This is a genomic window from Noviherbaspirillum saxi (assembly GCF_003591035.1).
GTDB classification, from domain to species: domain Bacteria; phylum Pseudomonadota; class Gammaproteobacteria; order Burkholderiales; family Burkholderiaceae_D; genus Noviherbaspirillum; species Noviherbaspirillum saxi.
Genome location: NZ_QYUO01000001.1, coordinates 831,713 through 849,756 on the forward strand (window position 1 = coordinate 831,713; position 18,044 = coordinate 849,756).

Below are 18,044 nucleotides of genomic sequence, written 5' to 3' on the forward strand. Positions count from 1 at the left end.
CTATCGCAATCAGATTCACGAGGAGACTCAGTAATGGCGTTTAAATTACCGTTCTTGGCTAACGATAAAAAAGAAGCAGTTGCTGAGGAATCTCCTCTTGCCAGCGGCAACCTTGCCGTCGATGCAGCCGAACAGCCGGCAGCGGAGGCGCAAGCCGCCACTACATCGGTGCCGGCGGTCCCCGAGCCGCAGCGTAACCTGAACGCGACCTTCATCGGCGACGCCCTGGAAAAGGGCGGCGATATCCGCCTTCCTCTGATCGGCACACTGCCGCTGCAACAGCAGGTACGTATGCTGCTGGGCATGCTGAGTGCATCGCTCGTATTAGGCGCCGGATTCGTGTGGGTCAACTCCAGCTATTCCTCGCTCGTGTCTACCCAGACCCAGATTGCCGGTGATGCGCTGATGCACTCTCAGCGTATCGGTAAGGCGGCCCCGAATGCGATTCAGGGCAACCTTGAGGCGTTCAAGCAGCTGGAAGAAAGTCGCAAGGAACTGAACCGCGACCTGAATGTTTTGCTCAAGGGCGGCGACTACCAGGGACGGGATATCGCGACGCCGGATGCGCAGATGGAAGCGATTCTGAAAGAGACGCAAAAGATCTGGGTCAATTCCGACAAGGCTGCGGAAACCATTTTGAAGCTCAAGAAAGAGTTGACCGGTTTCGGTACCACGCTGCAAAAGCTGAATACATTGTCACCGGTTCTGCTTGAACTGACCGAACAGATTGCAACGCTGAAGGCCCAAGGTGGCGCCTCGCCGCGTGAGATTTCTGCCGCCGGCCAGCTGGTCATGCTGACCCAGCGTCTCGGTCGTAGCGCGAATGAGTTCCTGACCTCGGAAGGTGTGAACCCGGAAACCGCTTTCCTGCTCGGTAAGGACACCAACACCTTCCGCGACATTACCGAGGGCTTCCTGAATGGCAGCGACGTTTTGCGCCTGACCGCCACCAAGGACGAGGACACGCGCGAAAAGCTGGTTGAACTGCAAAAGGCGTTTGCCGAATACCAGCAGTCGGTTGCCACCATCCTCGGCAACCTGCAAAACTTCATCGCCGCGAAACAATCGGAGCAGCTGGTCTTTGCGGAAAACGAAACGCTAAAACAACGCATCACCAACCTGCAAAAGGCTTATCGCGCGGAAGAGGATTCGCTGCACTGGTCGGCCTGGTTGATGATGGCCAGCGCCGTGGGCGCGCTGCTCGCCGCGGTCGGTATCGCACTCGTACTGTTGCAGGATAGCCGCAACCGTACGAAGGAAGCAGATCAGCGTCGTCAGGAAGCGGAAGAACAGCGTCTGCAGGCGATGCGTCAGGAAGACGAGGCCAAGCGCGCCAACGATCAGAACCAGGCAGCGATTCTGCGATTGATGAACGAATTGCAGGAAGTGGCAGACGGCGACTTGACGATCCAGGCAACGGTGTCGGAGGACATCACCGGCGCGATCGCGGACTCGGTGAATTACACGGTGGAAGAATTGCGCGGCCTGGTCGGCCGGGTTACCAAGACCGCCGAGCAGGTGACCGCCGCATCGAATCAGGCGCAGGAAATTTCCGACGGCTTGATGAATGCGTCGCAAAAGCAGTCGCGCGAAATTCAGGAAACCGGCCAGGCGGTGCTTGAAATGGCGGTTCAGATTACCGACGTATCCAAGTCCGCCAACGAATCGGCGGAAGTTGCGCGCCAGTCGGTGTCGGCGGCGGAGCAGGGCACACGCGCTGTGGAAGACGCGATCAAGGGCATGAATGAGATCCGCGAACAGATTCAGGAAACATCGAAGCGAATCAAGCGTCTCGGCGAGTCTTCGCAGGAGATTGGTGAAATCACCGAACTGATTTCCGACATTACCGAACAGACCAACGTGCTGGCACTGAATGCGGCGATCCAGGCGGCGTCGGCAGGTGAAGCGGGGCGCGGCTTCTCGGTGGTTGCGGAAGAGGTTCAGCGTCTTGCGGAACGTTCCGGCGAAGCGACCAAGCAGATCGGTGCGCTGGTCCGCACGATTCAGACCGATACGCACGATGCGGTGGCCGCGATGGAAAAATCGACCCAGGGTGTGGTCGAGGGTGCCAAGCTGTCCGATGCGGCCGGTGCTGCGCTCTCCGAAATCCGTAGCGTGTCGAATCGCCTGGCGGATCTGATTCAAAGCATTTCGGCAGCGACCGAGCAGCAGGCAACCTCGGCCAATGGCGTTGCACAGAATATCCAGAATATTCTGACGGTCACCGAGCAGACGCAGCAGGGCACGCAGCAGACAGCGCAGTCGATTCGCGAATTGTCGATGCTGGCGGAAGAGTTGAAGAATTCGGTTTCCCGTTTCCGCGTAACTGCTTGACGCTTACCCAGTTGTCCCGGATCGCGTCAATAGTCCACGGTCCCCTTAGCAATGCCTGGCGGCGCACCGGTCCGGCGCGCCGCCTTTGACCCCCGCGAGGCAGTCATGACCACCCCTACTTCCACCTCATCGCTCGGTGCTCGGGAAACTTTCGACACCGGCCCGCTTTCCTGGGTGATGGGGGAGATCCGCGAAGCGCTCAATCGCTCCAAGACCTCCATTCTCGAAGCAGTCGCACAAGGTGCCGAATCCCAGGCGACGGCCATTCGCCATGCGAAAAGCTACCTGCATCAGGCCCACGGCGCCTTGCAGATCGTCGATGTCGACGGCGTGGCCATCATTACCGAAACTGTCGAGGATTTGCTCGATCGCGTCGATGCCGGACAGCTTGGACTCTCCAGCGAGCTGGCGCAGGCCATCGGGAATGCGTATCAGGCGCTGATCGAATATCTGGACGAATTGCTCGCCGGCGTGCCTCACCAGCCAGTGCGGTTGTTTCCATACTACCGTGCGCTGCTTGAAGCGCGCGGCGCGGAGCGCATCCATCCGGCCGACCTGTTTTTCCCCAACCTCGCAATTCGTCCTAAGCTGCCGCCTAACGGTGCAGCCGAAGAGGTGAAGCCGGCAAAATATGTCGCCTTGCGTCAACGTTTTGAAAAGGCATTGCTGCCTTTCCTCAAGAGCAGCGAGCGCAGCGCCGAGCTTGCAAATGCAACTGCAATGCGCGACATCGTCAGCGAGATCGAAAGCCTGCAGGCGAATCAGCAGGTTCGCGCATTCTGGTGGGTGATGCACGGTTTGGCGGAAGCAGTAGCCGGCGGCCAGATCGACAATGAAATCTATGTCAAGCAGCTGTTTGCCCGCATCAATCTGCAAATCCGCCGGCTTTGCCAAGGATCATCGAGCATTGCCGAGCGGCTGCTGCGCGATGCTTTGTTCTTCATTGCCAAGGCGCAGGACCCGTCGCCGCGTGCGCGTGAAATCCGCCGCGTCTATCAACTCGACGGATTGGTGCCGACGGACTACGACCGCAAGCGTTACGGCCAGGTCGACATGGATGCGCTTGGCCTGGCAAAGGAACGCCTGTCTCAGGCAAAGAATATCTGGAACCGTATCGTCGGTGGCGACGCCAGCGTTGCGGAATCCTTCGAGCATGAAATGCGCGTACTGGCCGACGCCGGCTCGCGCCTGAACTCGCCGCCATTGACCAAGTTGCTGCGCGAGCTCAAGGGCATTGCACGCCATGCGGCCTATGCCAAGCCGGGTGACGCGCTGGGCCTGGAAATGGCGACCAGCTTGCTGTTTATCGAAAATTCCCTGAGCCAGATCGGGCGACTTCCCGATAACTTCAACGAGCGGGCCGACGCCATGACCGCACGTTTGCTGTCGGTCGTGACTGGAGAGCAGCCCGCACAGGCCATGCCCTGGCTCGATGACATGTCGCGTCAGGCGCAGCAGCGCCAGACCATGACGGCGGTGGCAAGCGAAATGCAAAGCAGCCTGCGGCAAGTCGAAAAAATGCTCGACGAGTATTTCCGCGATCCCGCGCAGCGCAACGCACTCGGACAGCTTGATACTGTACTGCATCAGATCGAAGGAGCCATGGCGGTTCTCGATCAGGATGATGCAGTCCGCACGATCCAGCAGACGCGCACGGCGGTGCAGGGTTTCCTTGCGGCCGATCAGGCCGAGCCTGCCGTGCAAGACTTTCAGCATGTGGCACAGAATGTCGGTGCGCTCAGCTTCTTTATCGAAACCTTGCAGCATCAGCCGGATAATGCCCGCGATCGTTTTTCCTTCGATGAAGAGCGGGGCCTGTTTCGTGCCAATCTGATCGAAAAGGATATTGCTGCCGACGCCGAGATCGACGAGCCAGTGGTTTCCGAGTTCGGTACGCAGGGCAGCGTCAAGGCTGATGAGGCAGTGCCGCCTGCGGTGCAGACGGTGGAAGACGAACTCGCCTTTCACCAGCAGCAGTCGGCAGAGCTGGCGATGTCGCTGAGCGCAGAGCCCGATAACCAGGTGTTGCAGGAACAACTGAAGGAATCGCTGGAAAGGATTCGCCTCGATGCAACGCTGGTGGACAATCCTGAAGCCAATGACCGGGCCCAGGCTGGTATCGAGATTCTCGAGCGTGCAGATTTTTCCGCATCCAGCGAAGCCCTGGCGGACATCATCACGGCTACGGTGCCCCCAATTCAGATGGAAGAAGTCTTGCCTCCCGTGGTTGCGCCTGCGACTGACGAAGCGGTCGATGCTGAATTGCTTGAGATATTCCTGCTGGAAGCCGAGGAAGTGCTTGATGCCGTGCGGCACACCATGCCCGAATCGCGCAATCAGCCGCACAATCAGGAACACCTGACAACCCTGCGGCGTTCCTTCCACACGCTCAAGGGTAGCGGCCGCATGGTCGGACTGGTGACCTTCGGCGAGGCCGCGTGGAGCATAGAACAGGTCTTGAACCTGCGTCTGTCCGAATCGCGCGGCGGCGAGGCCGAACTGTACGCTTTGCTCGACAAGGCAGTCGACGTTCTGGGCGCGTGGGTGCAGGATCTGAAATTGACGGGGCGCTCGGACCGTACGCCGCAGGCATTGGTGAATGCAGCCGAGCGCATCAAGGCAGGCGAACAGTTCAGCTATGAGGAATCGCTTGCCGTTCCAGCCGAAGAACAGGGCACAGCGCAGCTGGCAGTTCTCGACGGCAGTGCGGATGTCGAAGTGCCGATCAAGCAGATCAGCGTTGCTATCGAACCGGAATTCCCGGAAGCGCCAGAGTCGTCTGAACTGGCTGCAAGCTTACCGACCTTTGATGCACTTGAGATACTGGAAGCGCCTCAGCATCAGTCGGAATCGGTCATCGATCAAGATGCTGCCATCGATCTGATCGAGCCCATTGCCGCCAATGTCGACGCGGCGCTGCCGATAGTTGAAGAAGGCCAGATGTCGGATGCTGAAATGGCACTGTTTGCGATGCCGGCAAGCCACGACGAATTGATCGCCGCTGCAGGCGCGCAACCAGAAAACATGGCGCTTGATGCGGATATGTTGCCTGCAATAGACCTCTCCGTGCCGGACAACGACGACGCTACGTCGTCGCTGACATCCGATGCTGGTGCGGAAGAGAATCTGGCCATCCCGGAAGCAGTTCAGGAAACGGCAGGGGAAGAGCAGGCGATTTCTGTTCAAGAAATGATTGCGCCGGACGATCTGTCGGAAGCGCTTGACCTCATCAATGAGGTGCGATCGACGCCGGCCGCGGCGGAAGTCATCGAATTTCCGACCATGCGCCCGCCCGAGGTGCGTGCCAATGACAATGTGAAGCGTATCGGCGACCTGGAAATCAGCGTCCCGCTGCACAATATTTATCTGGCCGAGACCGATGACCTGGTGCGCGTACTGGCGCACGACATCGCGGAATGGCGGCATGAACCGGATCGCGTCGTCAGCGTGCAATCGGTCCATGCGGCCCATTCCCTCGCCGGAAGTTCGGCTACGGTAGGTTTTTCCACATTGCATGAAGTCGCGCATGCAGTGGAAATGGTGTTGCAATTCCTGCTGCGCCGCCCCGTTCGCCTGCAGCCGCATGAATATGACACGCTGGACGAGTCTGTCGCCTGCCTCAAGGCGATGCTGCAGAAATTCGCCTTGGGTGAAATGCCTGCCGATGAGCCGCAACATGTACGCGTGTTGGAAAATCTCCGGCGCGATATCGAACTGCGTTCCCAGATGGCGGATCTTGCCGTCTCGCATGACCTGGCCCCGACCGTTCTCGATGCGGATACAGGAATTGATACCGACGCGACATCTGCATCTGCGCCAGTCGATGCAGCACCGATACAGGCGGTCGCCGAGCCATCGGCAGACGCCGGTGTTGAGCCGACACCGGATGACAGCGTGCAGCTCTGCGCAAGCGCTGAAGACTTCAGCCTGCTGCTCGAACCGGTGGAAGCGGAAGCAGCACAAGACTCACAAGAACCGCAGTCGTCCATCGATACCGATCCGGCACCGATGCCTGCTATCGTAACAGCCGGCGATGCCGAGCTTGCTGCCGATCCGACGCTTGCGATCCGCGATGAGCTTGACGCCGATCTGCTGCCGGTCTTCCTGGAGGAAGGGCGGGACATGTTTCCGCAAATGGGCACCGCATTGCGCGGATGGCAGCAGGAAGGCAGCAGCCTGGCCGCGCCGCAATCCGTCCTGCGTCTGCTCCACACGCTGAAAGGTAGTGCGCGCATGGCGGGTGCAATGCGCCTCGGCCAGCATTTGCACGACATGGAAACCCGGATTGAAAACATCATGCATCTGGGCACGCCGGAGTCGCTTGCACTCGAAGATTTGCTGATCCGCTATGACCAGGCGTTGCATATGTTCGAGCTGTTGCAGAATCCCGTAGCGGCCACGGCTGCGCCGATGCCGGCCGATACGGCTGCTGCAATCGAGGCAACTACGGCAGACGCAGCGCCGCAGGCCGGACCGACCGTCCTGTCGCCGCTGATGCCCGTGCCTTCCATCAAGCCGGCGCTAACCAATCCGCCCGTCAGCCGTGCAGTCGCTGCACCCGCCGCGCCGGCCCCGCTGGTGCGGGTGCGAGCTGACATTCTGGACCGCCTCGTCAACCAGGCCGGTGAAGTGTCGATCTCGCGCTCCAGACTCGAAACCGAAGTCGGCACCCTGAAGCAGTCCTTGTCGGAACTGACTGAAAACGTGTCGCGTTTGCGCGATCAGCTGCGCGAAATCGAAATGCAAGCCGAAACGCAGATCACTTCGCGCATGACGCATTCGGCCGATCGCGAATTCGATCCGCTTGAGTTCGACCGCTTTACGCGTCTGCAGGAACTGACGCGGATGATGGCCGAAAGCGTCAACGACGTCGGCTCCGTGCACCAGAATCTCAGCCGCACGCTCGACAGTGCAGCCGGCGACCTGTCTATACAGGCGCGCCTGACGCGCGATCTGCAGCAAGACCTGATGCGGGTGCGCATGGTGCAGTTCGCAAGCATTTCCGAACGCCTGTTCCGTGTCACGCGCCAGGCCGCCAAGGAAGTCGACAAGCGCGTCAACCTCGACATTCGCGGCAGCGCGGTCGAGATCGACCGTGGCGTTCTCGAAAAAATGACCGGACCGTTCGAGCATCTGTTGCGCAATGCGATTGTGCATGGCATCGAAAAGCGGGAGCAACGGCGCGTCGCCGGCAAGAACGAGACCGGCGAACTGCTAGTCGAAGTGCGCCAGGAAGGTAACGAAGTCGTGATCCAGTTTTCGGACGATGGTCAGGGCTTGAATCTCGGGCGCATTCGCGACAAGGCCGAGCGCATCGGATTGCGCGCCAACGATGTCACGATGTCCGATGAAGAAGTGACCGACCTGATTTTCCATCCAGGCTTTTCGACAGCGGAAGAAATTACCGAACTCGCGGGACGCGGTGTCGGTATGGATGTTGTGCGCTCGGAAGCGGCGGCACTCGGTGGTCGCGTCACGACCCGGACCGAAACCGGCAAGGGTACCCAGTTCACGATCCGCCTGCCGCTGACCCTGGCGGTCACGCAGGTAGTGCTGATCTCGACCGGCGGTGTCACTTATGCAGTACCTTCGGTGCTGGTGGAACAGGTGCAGCAGCTCAAGACCAACGCGCTTGCCGCCGCCTATAACGAAGGCGCGGTCATCTGGCAGGGGCAGCGCGTGCCGATGCACTATCTGTCTGCGCTGCTGGGCAATACCCAGGCTTCACCGGTATCGCAGCACTATTCACCGCTGATGATCCTGAAGAGCGGCAACGACCGGGTAGCGGTTCACGTCGATGAAATCATGGGTAACCGTGAAGTCGTGGTCAAGAACATCGGACCGCAGCTGGCGCGCATGATCGGCATCGCCGGGGCAACCGTGCTTGGTTCGGGCGACATCGTTCTGATTCTCAACCCGGTACCGCTGGCACAGCGTGCGGCGCAGGATAATGTCCGCGCACCGCGCATGGTGCCGTCGGATGCACCTGAAGCAATGGGTGCGGTGGCCGAGATGAGTGCGCATGAACCCTCGGCACCGACCAGCGGACCGGTTCAGGGACTGCGTACGCAGAACATCGTGATGGTGGTCGACGATTCCCTGACCGTGCGGCGTGTCACCCAGCGTCTGCTGACGCGCGAGGGTTATCAGGTCGTGCTGGCGAAGGATGGCGTCGATGCGCTGGAACATCTGCAATCGGTAACGCCGGATGTGATGCTGGTCGATATCGAAATGCCGCGCATGGATGGTTTCGACCTGACACGCAATGTGCGCGGCGATGAACGCAGCCGTCATATTCCCATCATCATGATCACTTCGCGTACTGCGGCGAAACATCGCAACTATGCGCTTGAGCTGGGTGTTAACGAGTATCTCGGCAAACCGTATCAGGAAGACCAGTTGCTCGGATTGGTTGCAGGTTTCGTCCGCAAGGAAACGTCGATATCCTGAGTCCCCACGTTGGCTACAAATTGCAAGGCCCGCATGTGCAAGCATGCGGGCCTTGTGCTTTGAAGACGACGGATCAGAATCGGTATTACTCGTCGACGACGTCTGCCATGACAGCCTTCTTTACAATGGCATACCGTTCCAGCGTGCGCTTGCGGGCTTCATCATGCTGTACCAAGGGATGTGGATAATCGATTCCCAGCGTTAAGCAAGCGTCGGTCAATACTGCGGCCGGAGCAAGCCATGGTGCGTGAATCCATTTGTCGGGCAATCGCGCCAGCACCGGCAGATAGTGCCGAATGAATTTTCCTTGCGCGTCGAATTTTTGCGACTGTGTGACGGGATTGAAGATGCGGAAATAGGGTTGGGCATCGCAACCCGATGAGGCGGCCCATTGCCAGCCGCCGTTGTTGGCCGACAGGTCGAAGTCGTTCAACAGATCGGCAAAAAAGCGTTCGCCCCAGCGCCAGTCTATGCCCAGGTCCTTGATCAGAAAACTGGCGGTGACCATGCGCAGCCGGTTATGCATGAAACCAGTGCGCCTGAGCTGCAGCATTGCGGCATCGACCAGCGGATAACCGGTGCGCCCGTCGCACCACGCCCGGAACAGCTGCTGTGCATGATCCCCTTCTTCCCACCGGATCGCGTCGTACTCCGGCTTGAATGCACGATCTGCGACCCTCGGATGATGGTGCAGGATCATGAAATAAAAATCGCGCCAGATCAGTTCGGACAGCCAGGTGGCTGCGCCAGTCCCGCCCCCGGCGCGACGCATGGCATCGACCGCCTGCCGCGCCAGCCCCCGGATCGAGACGGTGCCGAAGCGCAGATGAACCGATAAGAACGACGTCCCCTTGATTGCCGGGAAATCGCGTGTTTCATGGTAGCGGTCCAGGCAGTCGCGAAAGTCTTCAAACAGTTGCTCGCCGCCGGACATGCCGGCCGGTATGCCGAGTTCCGCAAGGTCGCTTGCTTCGAAGCCGATCTCTGCCAGCGACGGAGGGCACTTGGCGTCCCCGTTGCCCGGAGCGGCCAGACGGGATGCATAGGTTTCGGCCGGATAGGCTTTCAGGTAAAAGTCGTCGGACGACGAGTGCAGTTTCCTGAGCCAGGCATTCTTGTATGGCGTGAAAACGGATAAAGGCTTGCCCGCCTGTGAAAGCACCTCGTCCTTTTCGAATATCACCTGATCCTTGAAGCTGCGCCAGGCTATGCCTGTCTTTTGCAGGGCGGCTGTGACCCGTGCATCGCGCGTGACCGCAGCCGGTTCATAGTCATGGTTGGCGAATACCGCATCTACCCGGAGTTCTGACGCCAGCCTGGGAATTTCTTCCGCCGCATGTGCATGCCGCACGATCAGGAACCCGCCGAGGCGGCGCAGTTCCGCATCGAGCTCGACGATGCTGGCATGGATGAAGTCGACTCGCCTGTCCCGACGGTCGAGCAAATCCAGTATGTCCTTGTCAAAAATAAAAGCGCAATAGACGCTGCAACTTTGTCGCAATGAATGATAAAACGCGGCATGATCGAAACAGCGCAGGTCGCGCCGGAACCACACCAGGGAATTGTTAAACTGTTGCATGAGCGGCCTTTGGCCCGATCACGGAATTTACGCTTTGTCCGGGATGGAGCATACGTCAAAACTGTTAAAATGCTCTTTATGGTGAAACCCAGCAAGATACGCACGATGTCATCCCGTTCCGCTGCCGCGCGGCGCGCCGCCGATTTGTCGGCGAGCGCAGGCGACAGCGCTGAAACAGGATTGAATCTGGTCGACCACTTCCTGATCGCAATGCCTTCCATGCTGGACCCGGTGTTCGGCGGCACGGTGGTTTATCTCTGTGAACACAATGCCAACGGCGCGCTTGGGATGATCATCAACAAGCCGACCGATATGACGCTCGATACATTGCTGGAACGCATCGAACTGAATCCGGCATTGATTTCCGGACCGCTTGCCACGGGACGCAAGCCGGTGATGTTCGGCGGCCCGGTACAGGTCGAGCGCGGCTTTGTACTGCATTCTCCACATGGCGCATTTTCCTCGATGGTGCCGGTTTCCGATCTCATTGCCCTGACCACCTCAAAAGACGTGCTGGAAGCGGTTGCCTCCGGCGATGGCCCGCGTCGGCTGCTCGTCAGTCTTGGGTGCTGCGGCTGGGGCGGCGGCCAGCTGGAAGAAGAAATTGCTCGCAATGGCTGGCTGACGGTACGTGCGGATCCGGACATCATTTTCGATATGCCGGTGGAGCAACGTTTCTTCTCGGCCATGAAATTGCTGGGCATCGATCCGATGATGCTGGCTGGTGATGCGGGGCACGCCTGACAGTGGAAACGGTATTGGCGTTTGATTTCGGCCTCAAACGGATCGGCGTGGCAATCGGCAACACCCTGCTGAAGCAGGCGCAGCCCTTGACCGTCATTACGTCCGAGAGCAACGATGCCCGTTTTGCTGCTATCGAAGCCTTGATCGATGAATGGCAACCGCAGCGCTGCGTGGTCGGCTTGCCCATGCATCCGGACGGCGCCGAGCATGAAATGACCGCGCGCTGCCGCCGGTTCGCCAATCAGCTGCACGGCCGCTTTGGCTTGTCTGCGGTACTCGTCGACGAACGATACTCATCCGCCGTGTTGTCACAGCGGCGCGGCGAGCATATCGACGATGCAGCGGCCGCCATCATTTTGCAACAATATTTCGACGACTATGCCCAATCCTGATTTCGACGCAGAAGCGCTGTACCGGCAACTGGCCGACAGCGTCAAGTCTTCGCTCGCAAGCACCGACAATCTGGCGGTTGTCGGCATTTATTCCGGCGGCGCCTGGCTTGCCGAACGCCTCGCGCAGGAACTGAATGTCGGCAATCGCCTCGGTTTCATCGATGTCTCCTTCTACCGTGACGATTATGCGGAAAAGGGATTGCATGCCGAAGTCAAGCCGACCCAGATTTCATTCGAAGTGGAAGGCGCGACCATCCTGCTGGTCGACGACGTGCTTTACACCGGCCGCACGACGCGTGCCGCGATCAATGAATTGTTCGACTATGGCCGTCCAGCCAAAATCAAGCTGGCCGCGCTGGTCGATCGCGGCGGCCGCGAGCTTCCTATCGCCGCCGACTTCGTCGCGCAGACCGTGGCTTTGACCCAAGACCAGCAACTCGTATTAGGCCGCGATGACGACGGCCGGTTTTCCCTGACGGTGGACCATGCATAACCCGCAATTGAACAAGAACGGCGAGCTCCAGCATCTGCTCACCATCGAAGGCCTGCCTAAAGCGGTCATCACCCATATCCTCGATACCGCATCCTCGTTTGTCAGCATCAGCGACCGCGAAGTCAAGAAGGTGCCGCTGATGCGCGGCAAGAGCGTGTTCAACCTGTTTTTCGAGAATTCCACGCGCACACGCACGACTTTCGAGATTGCGTCAAAAAGACTGTCGGCCGATGTCATTAACCTGAATATTTCGGCGTCCAGTGCCAGCAAGGGCGAATCGCTGCTGGATACGATCGATAACCTGGCCGCGATGCATGCCGACATGTTTGTGGTGCGCCACGCACAGTCGGGTGCGCCTTACCTGATTGCCAAGCACCTGATCGACACCAATCAGCCGCATGTCCATGTGATCAATGCCGGTGACGGACGCCACGCGCATCCAACCCAGGGCTTGCTCGACATGTACACGATCCGCCATTACAAGAAGGATTTCAGCAATCTGACAGTGGCCATCGTCGGCGACATCCTGCACAGCCGCGTGGCCCGCTCGGACATCCATGCACTGACCACGCTGGGCGTGCCGGAAGTGCGCGCTATCGGCCCGCACACGCTGCTGCCCGGCGGGCTGGAACAACTGGGTGTGCGAGTCTTCACCGACATGAACGAAGGCCTCAAGGACGTCGACGTCATCATCATGCTGCGCCTGCAGAACGAACGCATGAGCGGTGCGCTGCTGCCGTCCGCGCAGGAATTCTTCAAGAGCTACGGCCTCACGCCGGAGCGCCTGGCGCTCGCCAAGCCGGATGCCATCGTCATGCACCCCGGTCCGATGAACCGTGGCGTGGAAATCGATTCGGCCGTAGCCGACGGCGCACAGGCCGTCATCCTGCCGCAGGTAACCTTCGGCATTGCGGTACGCATGGCGGTGATGAGCATTTTGGCGGGAAATTAACGAATGAAACTCCATATCAAGAATGGCCGCGTGATCGACCCGGCCAACGGTATCGACGCGCAAAGCGACGTGTATATCGCCGACGGCCGGGTTGCGTCGATCGGACAGGCTCCGGCAGGCGGCTTCGAGGCCGACAGGACGATCGATGCAAGCGGCATGGTGGTGGCTCCCGGCCTGGTGGACCTGAGCGCGCGGCTGCGCGAGCCGGGCTACGAATACAAGGCCACGCTCGAATCTGAAATGCAGGCGGCAATGCAGGGCGGCGTCACCAGTCTGGTATGTCCGCCGGATACCGATCCGGTGCTTGACGAGCCAGGCTTGGTGGAAATGCTGAAGTACCGCGCAAAAAGCCTGAACCAGGCGCACGTCTATCCGCTCGGTGCGCTGACCATGGGCCTGAAAGGTCAGGCGTTGACCGAAATGGCGGAACTGACCGAAGCAGGTTGCATCGGTTTCGCGCAGGCCGAAGAACCTATCGTCGACACCACGGTGCTGCTGCGCGCGCTTCAGTATGCCAAAACCTTCAACTACACGGTCTGGCTGCGGCCGCAGGATCCTCACCTCGGGCATGGCGGCATCGCGCACAGCGGCCCGGTCGCGTCGCGTCTCGGACTGTCCGGCGTGCCGGTGATGGCGGAAACCATTGCGCTGCATACGATATTCGAATTGATGCGCGCCACCGGCGCACGCGTGCATTTGTGTCGCATGTCTTCTGCTGCCGGTCTTGAACTGGTACGCGCGGCCAAGAAGGAAGGCTTGCCTGTCAGCTGCGATGTCGGCGCTCATCATATTCATATGACCGATGTCGATATCGGCTTCTTCGATTCCAATGCACGCATGACGCCGCCGTTCCGTTCGACGCGGGACCGTGATGCAATCCGTGCCGCGCTGTGCGATGGCACCGTCGATGTAATCTGCTCCGATCACACACCGGTCGACGACGACGAAAAACTGCTGCCTTTCGGCGAGGCGTCGCCTGGCGCCACCGGTCTCGAATTGCTGCTGCCGCTGGCAGTGAAGTGGGCTGAAGAATGTTTGGACAAGTCCGAGCAGCCGCTGGCGCGTGCGATCGCCAAGGTAACGTCCGATGCTGCGCGCGTCATCGGGCTGGATTGCGGTCGTCTGACTGCCGGCAGTGCCGCCGACATCTGTGTGTTCGATCCTGCCGCAAGATGGAAGGTGGATCCCAAGGCGCTCGCCAGCCAGGGCAAACACACGCCTTTCCTCGGCTATGAAATGAGCGGTCAGGTAAGCATGACCATCGTCGGCGGCCATATCGCGTTCGAACGCCGGTAGCAGTCGCATGCACGTTTTGGGTCTGATACGCGTGGTGCTGCACCTGTTCCAGGGGCTGGCCACCTGCGCATTCGTTTTTCCGCTGATCGATGCGGCCGGCCGTCAACGCTGCATCAAGCGCTGGTCGGCAAAGCTGGTGAGCGTGTGCGGCATCACCGTGCATATCGACCATACGCCCGATGTGCAGCCGGCGTCGCGTGCGCTGATCGTGTCCAACCATGTGTCCTGGCTGGATATATTCGTAATCAACTCACTGGAGCCCTGCCGGTTTGTTGCCAAGTCCGATATTCGCGACTGGCCGCTGATCGGCTGGCTGTGCGCGAAGACCGGCACTATCTTCATTTCGCGCGGCAAGCTGCGAGACGTGCGCAGGATCTACCAGGGACTCGTGGCCAGCCTGCATGCAGGCGAGCGTGTCGCGTTCTTCCCCGAAGGCACGACCGCGGCACAGGGGCAGGTACTGCCGTTTCATGCAAACCTGTTCGAAGCAGCGATCGAGGCGCAAGTCCCGATACAGCCTTATGCCATACGGTATGTCGACGCGCACGGCCGTTTGCATCCCGCAGCCGATTTCATCGGCGACATGAGTTTCGTGCAAAGCATGCTGACGGTATTGAAGGCGGGAGGAATGACGGCTCGTCTTTCCCTGCTCGCGCCGATCGAAACAGCGGCGGGCTCGCATCGACGCGAACTCGCCGATGCGGCGCATGATGCGATTGCAACTGCCTTGCCCGATTCCGTGGCGGCAAGCGACGCAATGCCTGAACCAAATTTCTCTAGATCGAGCCGGGTTTCTGGTATTGCGGGCAGTCGACCTGAATGACGCTGCGGTCGTCCAGACATACCGCACTGAGCTTGCCGCCCCACAGGCAACCGGTGTCCAGGCTGATGATATCCGGGCGCATGATCAAGCCCAGGGTTGACCAGTGTCCGAACACGACGGTCGTGTCTTCGGTATTGCGGCCGGGGACATCGAACCAGCGCATATAACCCGGCAACTCGATTTCCACACCCTTGGAAGTCGCCAGATCCATGGTGCCGTCCGCGCTGCAAAAACGCAGACGCGTGAGCGCGTTGACGATGCAGCGCAGGCGGTCCATGCCCTCCAGCCTATCTTCCCAGCGCGCCGGCTGGTTGCCATACATCTGGCGCAGGAAATCCAGCCAGTCCGGACCTTGCAGCATTTGCTCGACTTCCTGCGACAAGGCAATGGTTTGCTGCGCGGTCCATTGCGGTAACACGCCGGCGTGCACCATCAGATGATCGTTTTCCAGAATGGCGAGCGGCCGGTGGCGCAGCCAGTCGAGCAATTCATCGCGGTCCGGCGCGTCGAGAATCTCATCAAGAGTATCGGTGCGGTGCTGAGGCCGGATACCGTTGGCGACGGCCAGCAAATGCAGGTCATGGTTGCCAAGTACCACATTTGTGGTATCGCCGAGCTCGCGTACTTCGCGTAAAGTCTCGAGTGAATTCGGACCCCTGTTGACAAGATCGCCGACAAAAATCAGACGCGGGTCGGCGCAATGCGCATGTATCCGTTCGAGCAATTCGGTGAGTTTGGTGCGGCATCCTTGCAGATCACCGATTACATAAGTGGGCATAAGTCGTCATTGTCAGGTTGGCAAAATGGTGCCGGAGCATGTGTCTTCGGCTTCGCATTATAGGAAATCGACCTGGTTCTTGCGTGCAACCGATCCCGCGCCGAAACGGGCGATGTAACAATCACTTACTCAAAGAAGAGCCGAGAACTGTTGTAATACACCGTTCTTAATACGATTTTTGTAACAAATTCGAGTAAAATCATGGGTTTACTCAAATTTGCACTATTCAGGATTCTGCATGATATTCGTGACGGGCGGAGCCGGTTTCATTGGTTCCAATTTTGTGATTGACTGGTTGGCATCGAGCGACGAGCCTCTCGTCAACCTCGACAAGCTTACTTACGCCGGCAATCCCGACAACCTGTTGTCCGCCCGGCAGGACGCGCGTCACATCTTCATCAAGGGCGATATCGGCGATCAGGCTCTCGTGAGCCGATTGTTGCAACAGTATCAGCCGCGTGCGGTCGTGCACTTCGCCGCAGAGAGCCATGTCGATCGCTCCATCGACGGACCGGCCGACTTTGTCAGCACCAATATCAACGGTACATTCAGCCTGCTTGAGGCCGCACGCGAATACTACGCAGCGCTTCCGGCCGTCAAGCAGCGCGATTTCCGCTTCCTGCATGTCTCGACCGATGAGGTCTATGGTTCGCTGGCGCCGAATGAGCCAGCTTTCCGCGAAACGACGGCCTATGCGCCGAATAGTCCGTATTCTGCTTCCAAGGCCGCATCTGACCATCTCGTTCGCGCCTATCACCATACTTATGGCCTGCCGACACTGACGACCAATTGTTCGAACAATTACGGCCCATACCAGTTCCCGGAAAAGCTGATTCCTCTGATGATCACCCATGCATTGGTGGGCAAGCCGTTGCCGATCTATGGCGACGGCGCCAACGTACGCGACTGGCTGTATGTGGGTGACCACTGCACTGCGGTGCGCCGGGTGCTGGAGGCCGGCATGCCGGGGCAGACTTACAACATCGGCGGGTGGAATGAAAAAACCAACCTCGGGGTTGTGCATACCCTGTGCGATATCCTCGACAGCATGGCGCCGAAGTCAGAAAGCTACCGCGACCAGATTACCTTCGTGACCGACCGGCCGGGCCATGACCGGCGCTATGCAATCGATGCCAGCAGGATTGAGCGCGAGCTCGGCTGGCGACCCGCGGAGACTTTCGACACCGGAATCCGCAAGACTGTGCGCTGGTATCTCGACCATGCGGAGTGGATAGCCGGCATACGCTCGGGCGCTTACCTGAACCGTGCACAGCAGCTGCAGTCCATGAACAACGTGGACCAGGAGCATCGGCAATGACCGGCACGCGCAAAGGCATCATTCTGGCTGGCGGGTCCGGCACACGCCTGTATCCGGTCACGCTGTCGACTTCCAAGCAGCTGCTGCCGGTGTACGACAAGCCGATGATTTATTACTCGCTGAGCACATTGATGCTGGCGGGGATGCGCGACATTCTCATTATTTCGACACCTGCCGATACGCCGCGTTTTAGCGAATTGTTAGGCGATGGCAGCCAGTGGGGCATCAATCTCCAGTACGCGGTGCAGCCGTCGCCGGACGGACTCGCACAGGCTTTCCTCATCGGGCGCGAATTCATCGGTGACGCGCATTCGGCGTTGATCCTCGGCGACAACATCTATTACGGTCACGATTTCGACACACAATTGCGCAAGGCATCCGCACCGGTGCAGGGTGCCACGGTGTTTGCGTACCACGTGCACGATCCCGAACGTTACGGCGTGGTCGAGTTCGACGCCGAAAGCCGGGCGGTCAGCATTGTCGAAAAACCGGCTGTGCCGAAATCCAATTATGCGGTGACCGGACTCTACTTCTACGACAACCAGGTGTGCGACATCGCGGCCGGAATACATCCATCGGCGCGCGGCGAACTTGAAATCACCGACGTCAACCAGGCTTACCTCGATCGCGGTCAGCTCAATGTCGAAGTGCTCGGGCGCGGCATGGCCTGGCTGGACACCGGCACGCATGAATCGCTGCTCGAGGCGGCGCAATTCATCGCGACGCTGGAAAAACGCCAGGGCCTGAAAGTGGCTTGCCCCGAAGAGATTGCCTACCGCAAAGGCCATATCAGCGCAGAGCAGCTTGAAAGACTGGCGCAACCCTTGCGAAAGAGCAGCTACGGTGAATATCTGATGCACATTCTGAAGGACAAGGTGTTCTGAC

At 59.4% G+C, this 18,044-nt stretch carries 12 protein-coding genes; 10 read left to right on the forward strand and 2 right to left on the reverse strand.

From position 1 onward, the window contains the following. Positions 1-33 precede the first annotated feature (33 nt). On the forward strand, positions 34-2,334 hold the full coding sequence (locus D3871_RS04060; RefSeq protein ID WP_119767734.1) for a methyl-accepting chemotaxis protein: 2,301 nt from the start codon (positions 34-36) through the stop codon (positions 2,332-2,334). 105 nt (positions 2,335-2,439) lie between these two features. Further along, positions 2,440-8,784 (forward strand): hybrid sensor histidine kinase/response regulator, encoded by a 6,345-nt coding sequence (locus D3871_RS30705; RefSeq protein ID WP_233575503.1) that lies wholly within the window; start codon positions 2,440-2,442, stop codon positions 8,782-8,784. 85 nt (positions 8,785-8,869) lie between these two features. Here the strand turns inward: D3871_RS30705 and D3871_RS04075 are convergent, their stop codons facing one another. Further along, complete coding sequence (locus D3871_RS04075; protein WP_119767735.1) at positions 8,870-10,363, reverse strand: cryptochrome/photolyase family protein; 1,494 nt, start codon at positions 10,361-10,363, stop codon at positions 8,870-8,872. 105 nt (positions 10,364-10,468) lie between these two features. Between D3871_RS04075 and D3871_RS04080 the strand changes: the two genes are divergently transcribed. The 6 genes from D3871_RS04080 to D3871_RS04105 are packed head-to-tail and all read left to right on the forward strand — an operon-like array spanning position 10,469 to position 15,063. Beyond that, positions 10,469-11,107: a YqgE/AlgH family protein gene (locus D3871_RS04080; protein WP_233575504.1), complete on the forward strand. Its 639-nt coding sequence runs from the start codon at positions 10,469-10,471 to the stop codon at positions 11,105-11,107. A gap of 2 nt (positions 11,108-11,109) precedes the next feature. Continuing rightward, complete coding sequence (gene ruvX / locus D3871_RS04085; protein ID WP_119767737.1) at positions 11,110-11,499, forward strand: Holliday junction resolvase RuvX; 390 nt, start codon at positions 11,110-11,112, stop codon at positions 11,497-11,499. Beyond that, positions 11,486-11,992, forward strand: coding sequence for a bifunctional pyr operon transcriptional regulator/uracil phosphoribosyltransferase PyrR (gene pyrR / locus D3871_RS04090; RefSeq protein WP_119767738.1), 507 nt, complete (start codon positions 11,486-11,488; stop codon positions 11,990-11,992). The genes ruvX and pyrR overlap by 14 nt, the downstream gene beginning before the upstream one ends. Then, positions 11,985-12,944: an aspartate carbamoyltransferase catalytic subunit gene (locus D3871_RS04095; protein WP_119767739.1), complete on the forward strand. Its 960-nt coding sequence runs from the start codon at positions 11,985-11,987 to the stop codon at positions 12,942-12,944. The genes pyrR and D3871_RS04095 overlap by 8 nt, the downstream gene beginning before the upstream one ends. Positions 12,945-12,947: 3 nt before the next feature. Further along, positions 12,948-14,240: a dihydroorotase gene (locus D3871_RS04100; RefSeq protein ID WP_119767740.1), complete on the forward strand. Its 1,293-nt coding sequence runs from the start codon at positions 12,948-12,950 to the stop codon at positions 14,238-14,240. 7 nt (positions 14,241-14,247) lie between these two features. Further along, on the forward strand, positions 14,248-15,063 hold the full coding sequence (locus D3871_RS04105; RefSeq protein WP_119767741.1) for a lysophospholipid acyltransferase family protein: 816 nt from the start codon (positions 14,248-14,250) through the stop codon (positions 15,061-15,063). Here the strand turns inward: D3871_RS04105 and D3871_RS04110 are convergent. Continuing rightward, complete coding sequence (locus tag D3871_RS04110) at positions 15,017-15,841, reverse strand: symmetrical bis(5'-nucleosyl)-tetraphosphatase (protein WP_119767742.1); 825 nt, start codon at positions 15,839-15,841, stop codon at positions 15,017-15,019. The genes D3871_RS04105 and D3871_RS04110 overlap by 47 nt on opposite strands. A gap of 238 nt (positions 15,842-16,079) precedes the next feature. Here D3871_RS04110 and rfbB point away from each other — a divergent pair, with 238 nt between their 5' ends. Together rfbB and rfbA are read left to right on the forward strand one after the other, a co-directional pair. Beyond that, a complete protein-coding gene (gene rfbB, locus D3871_RS04115) occupies positions 16,080-17,159 on the forward strand; it encodes a dTDP-glucose 4,6-dehydratase (protein WP_119767743.1) in 1,080 nt (359 codons plus the stop codon). Beyond that, on the forward strand, positions 17,156-18,043 hold the full coding sequence (rfbA, locus tag D3871_RS04120) for a glucose-1-phosphate thymidylyltransferase RfbA (RefSeq protein WP_119767744.1): 888 nt from the start codon (positions 17,156-17,158) through the stop codon (positions 18,041-18,043). The genes rfbB and rfbA overlap by 4 nt, the downstream gene beginning before the upstream one ends. The last annotated feature ends 1 nt before the right edge of the window (position 18,044 follow it).

Coding starts and splice junctions, on each gene's coding strand:
- D3871_RS04060 (WP_119767734.1), top strand. CDS start 34: ATGGCGTTTAAATTACCGTTCTTGGCTAACGATAAAAAAGAAGCAGTT.
- D3871_RS04095 (WP_119767739.1), top strand. CDS start 11,985: ATGCATAACCCGCAATTGAACAAGAACGGCGAGCTCCAGCATCTGCTC.
- D3871_RS04080 (WP_233575504.1), top strand. CDS start 10,469: ATGTCATCCCGTTCCGCTGCCGCGCGGCGCGCCGCCGATTTGTCGGCG.
- D3871_RS04075 (WP_119767735.1), bottom strand. CDS start 10,363: ATGCAACAGTTTAACAATTCCCTGGTGTGGTTCCGGCGCGACCTGCGC.
- pyrR (WP_119767738.1), top strand. CDS start 11,486: ATGCCCAATCCTGATTTCGACGCAGAAGCGCTGTACCGGCAACTGGCC.
- rfbA (WP_119767744.1), top strand. CDS start 17,156: ATGACCGGCACGCGCAAAGGCATCATTCTGGCTGGCGGGTCCGGCACA.
- D3871_RS04100 (WP_119767740.1), top strand. CDS start 12,948: ATGAAACTCCATATCAAGAATGGCCGCGTGATCGACCCGGCCAACGGT.
- rfbB (WP_119767743.1), top strand. CDS start 16,080: ATGATATTCGTGACGGGCGGAGCCGGTTTCATTGGTTCCAATTTTGTG.
- D3871_RS30705 (WP_233575503.1), top strand. CDS start 2,440: ATGACCACCCCTACTTCCACCTCATCGCTCGGTGCTCGGGAAACTTTC.
- D3871_RS04110 (WP_119767742.1), bottom strand. CDS start 15,841: ATGCCCACTTATGTAATCGGTGATCTGCAAGGATGCCGCACCAAACTC.
- D3871_RS04105 (WP_119767741.1), top strand. CDS start 14,248: ATGCACGTTTTGGGTCTGATACGCGTGGTGCTGCACCTGTTCCAGGGG.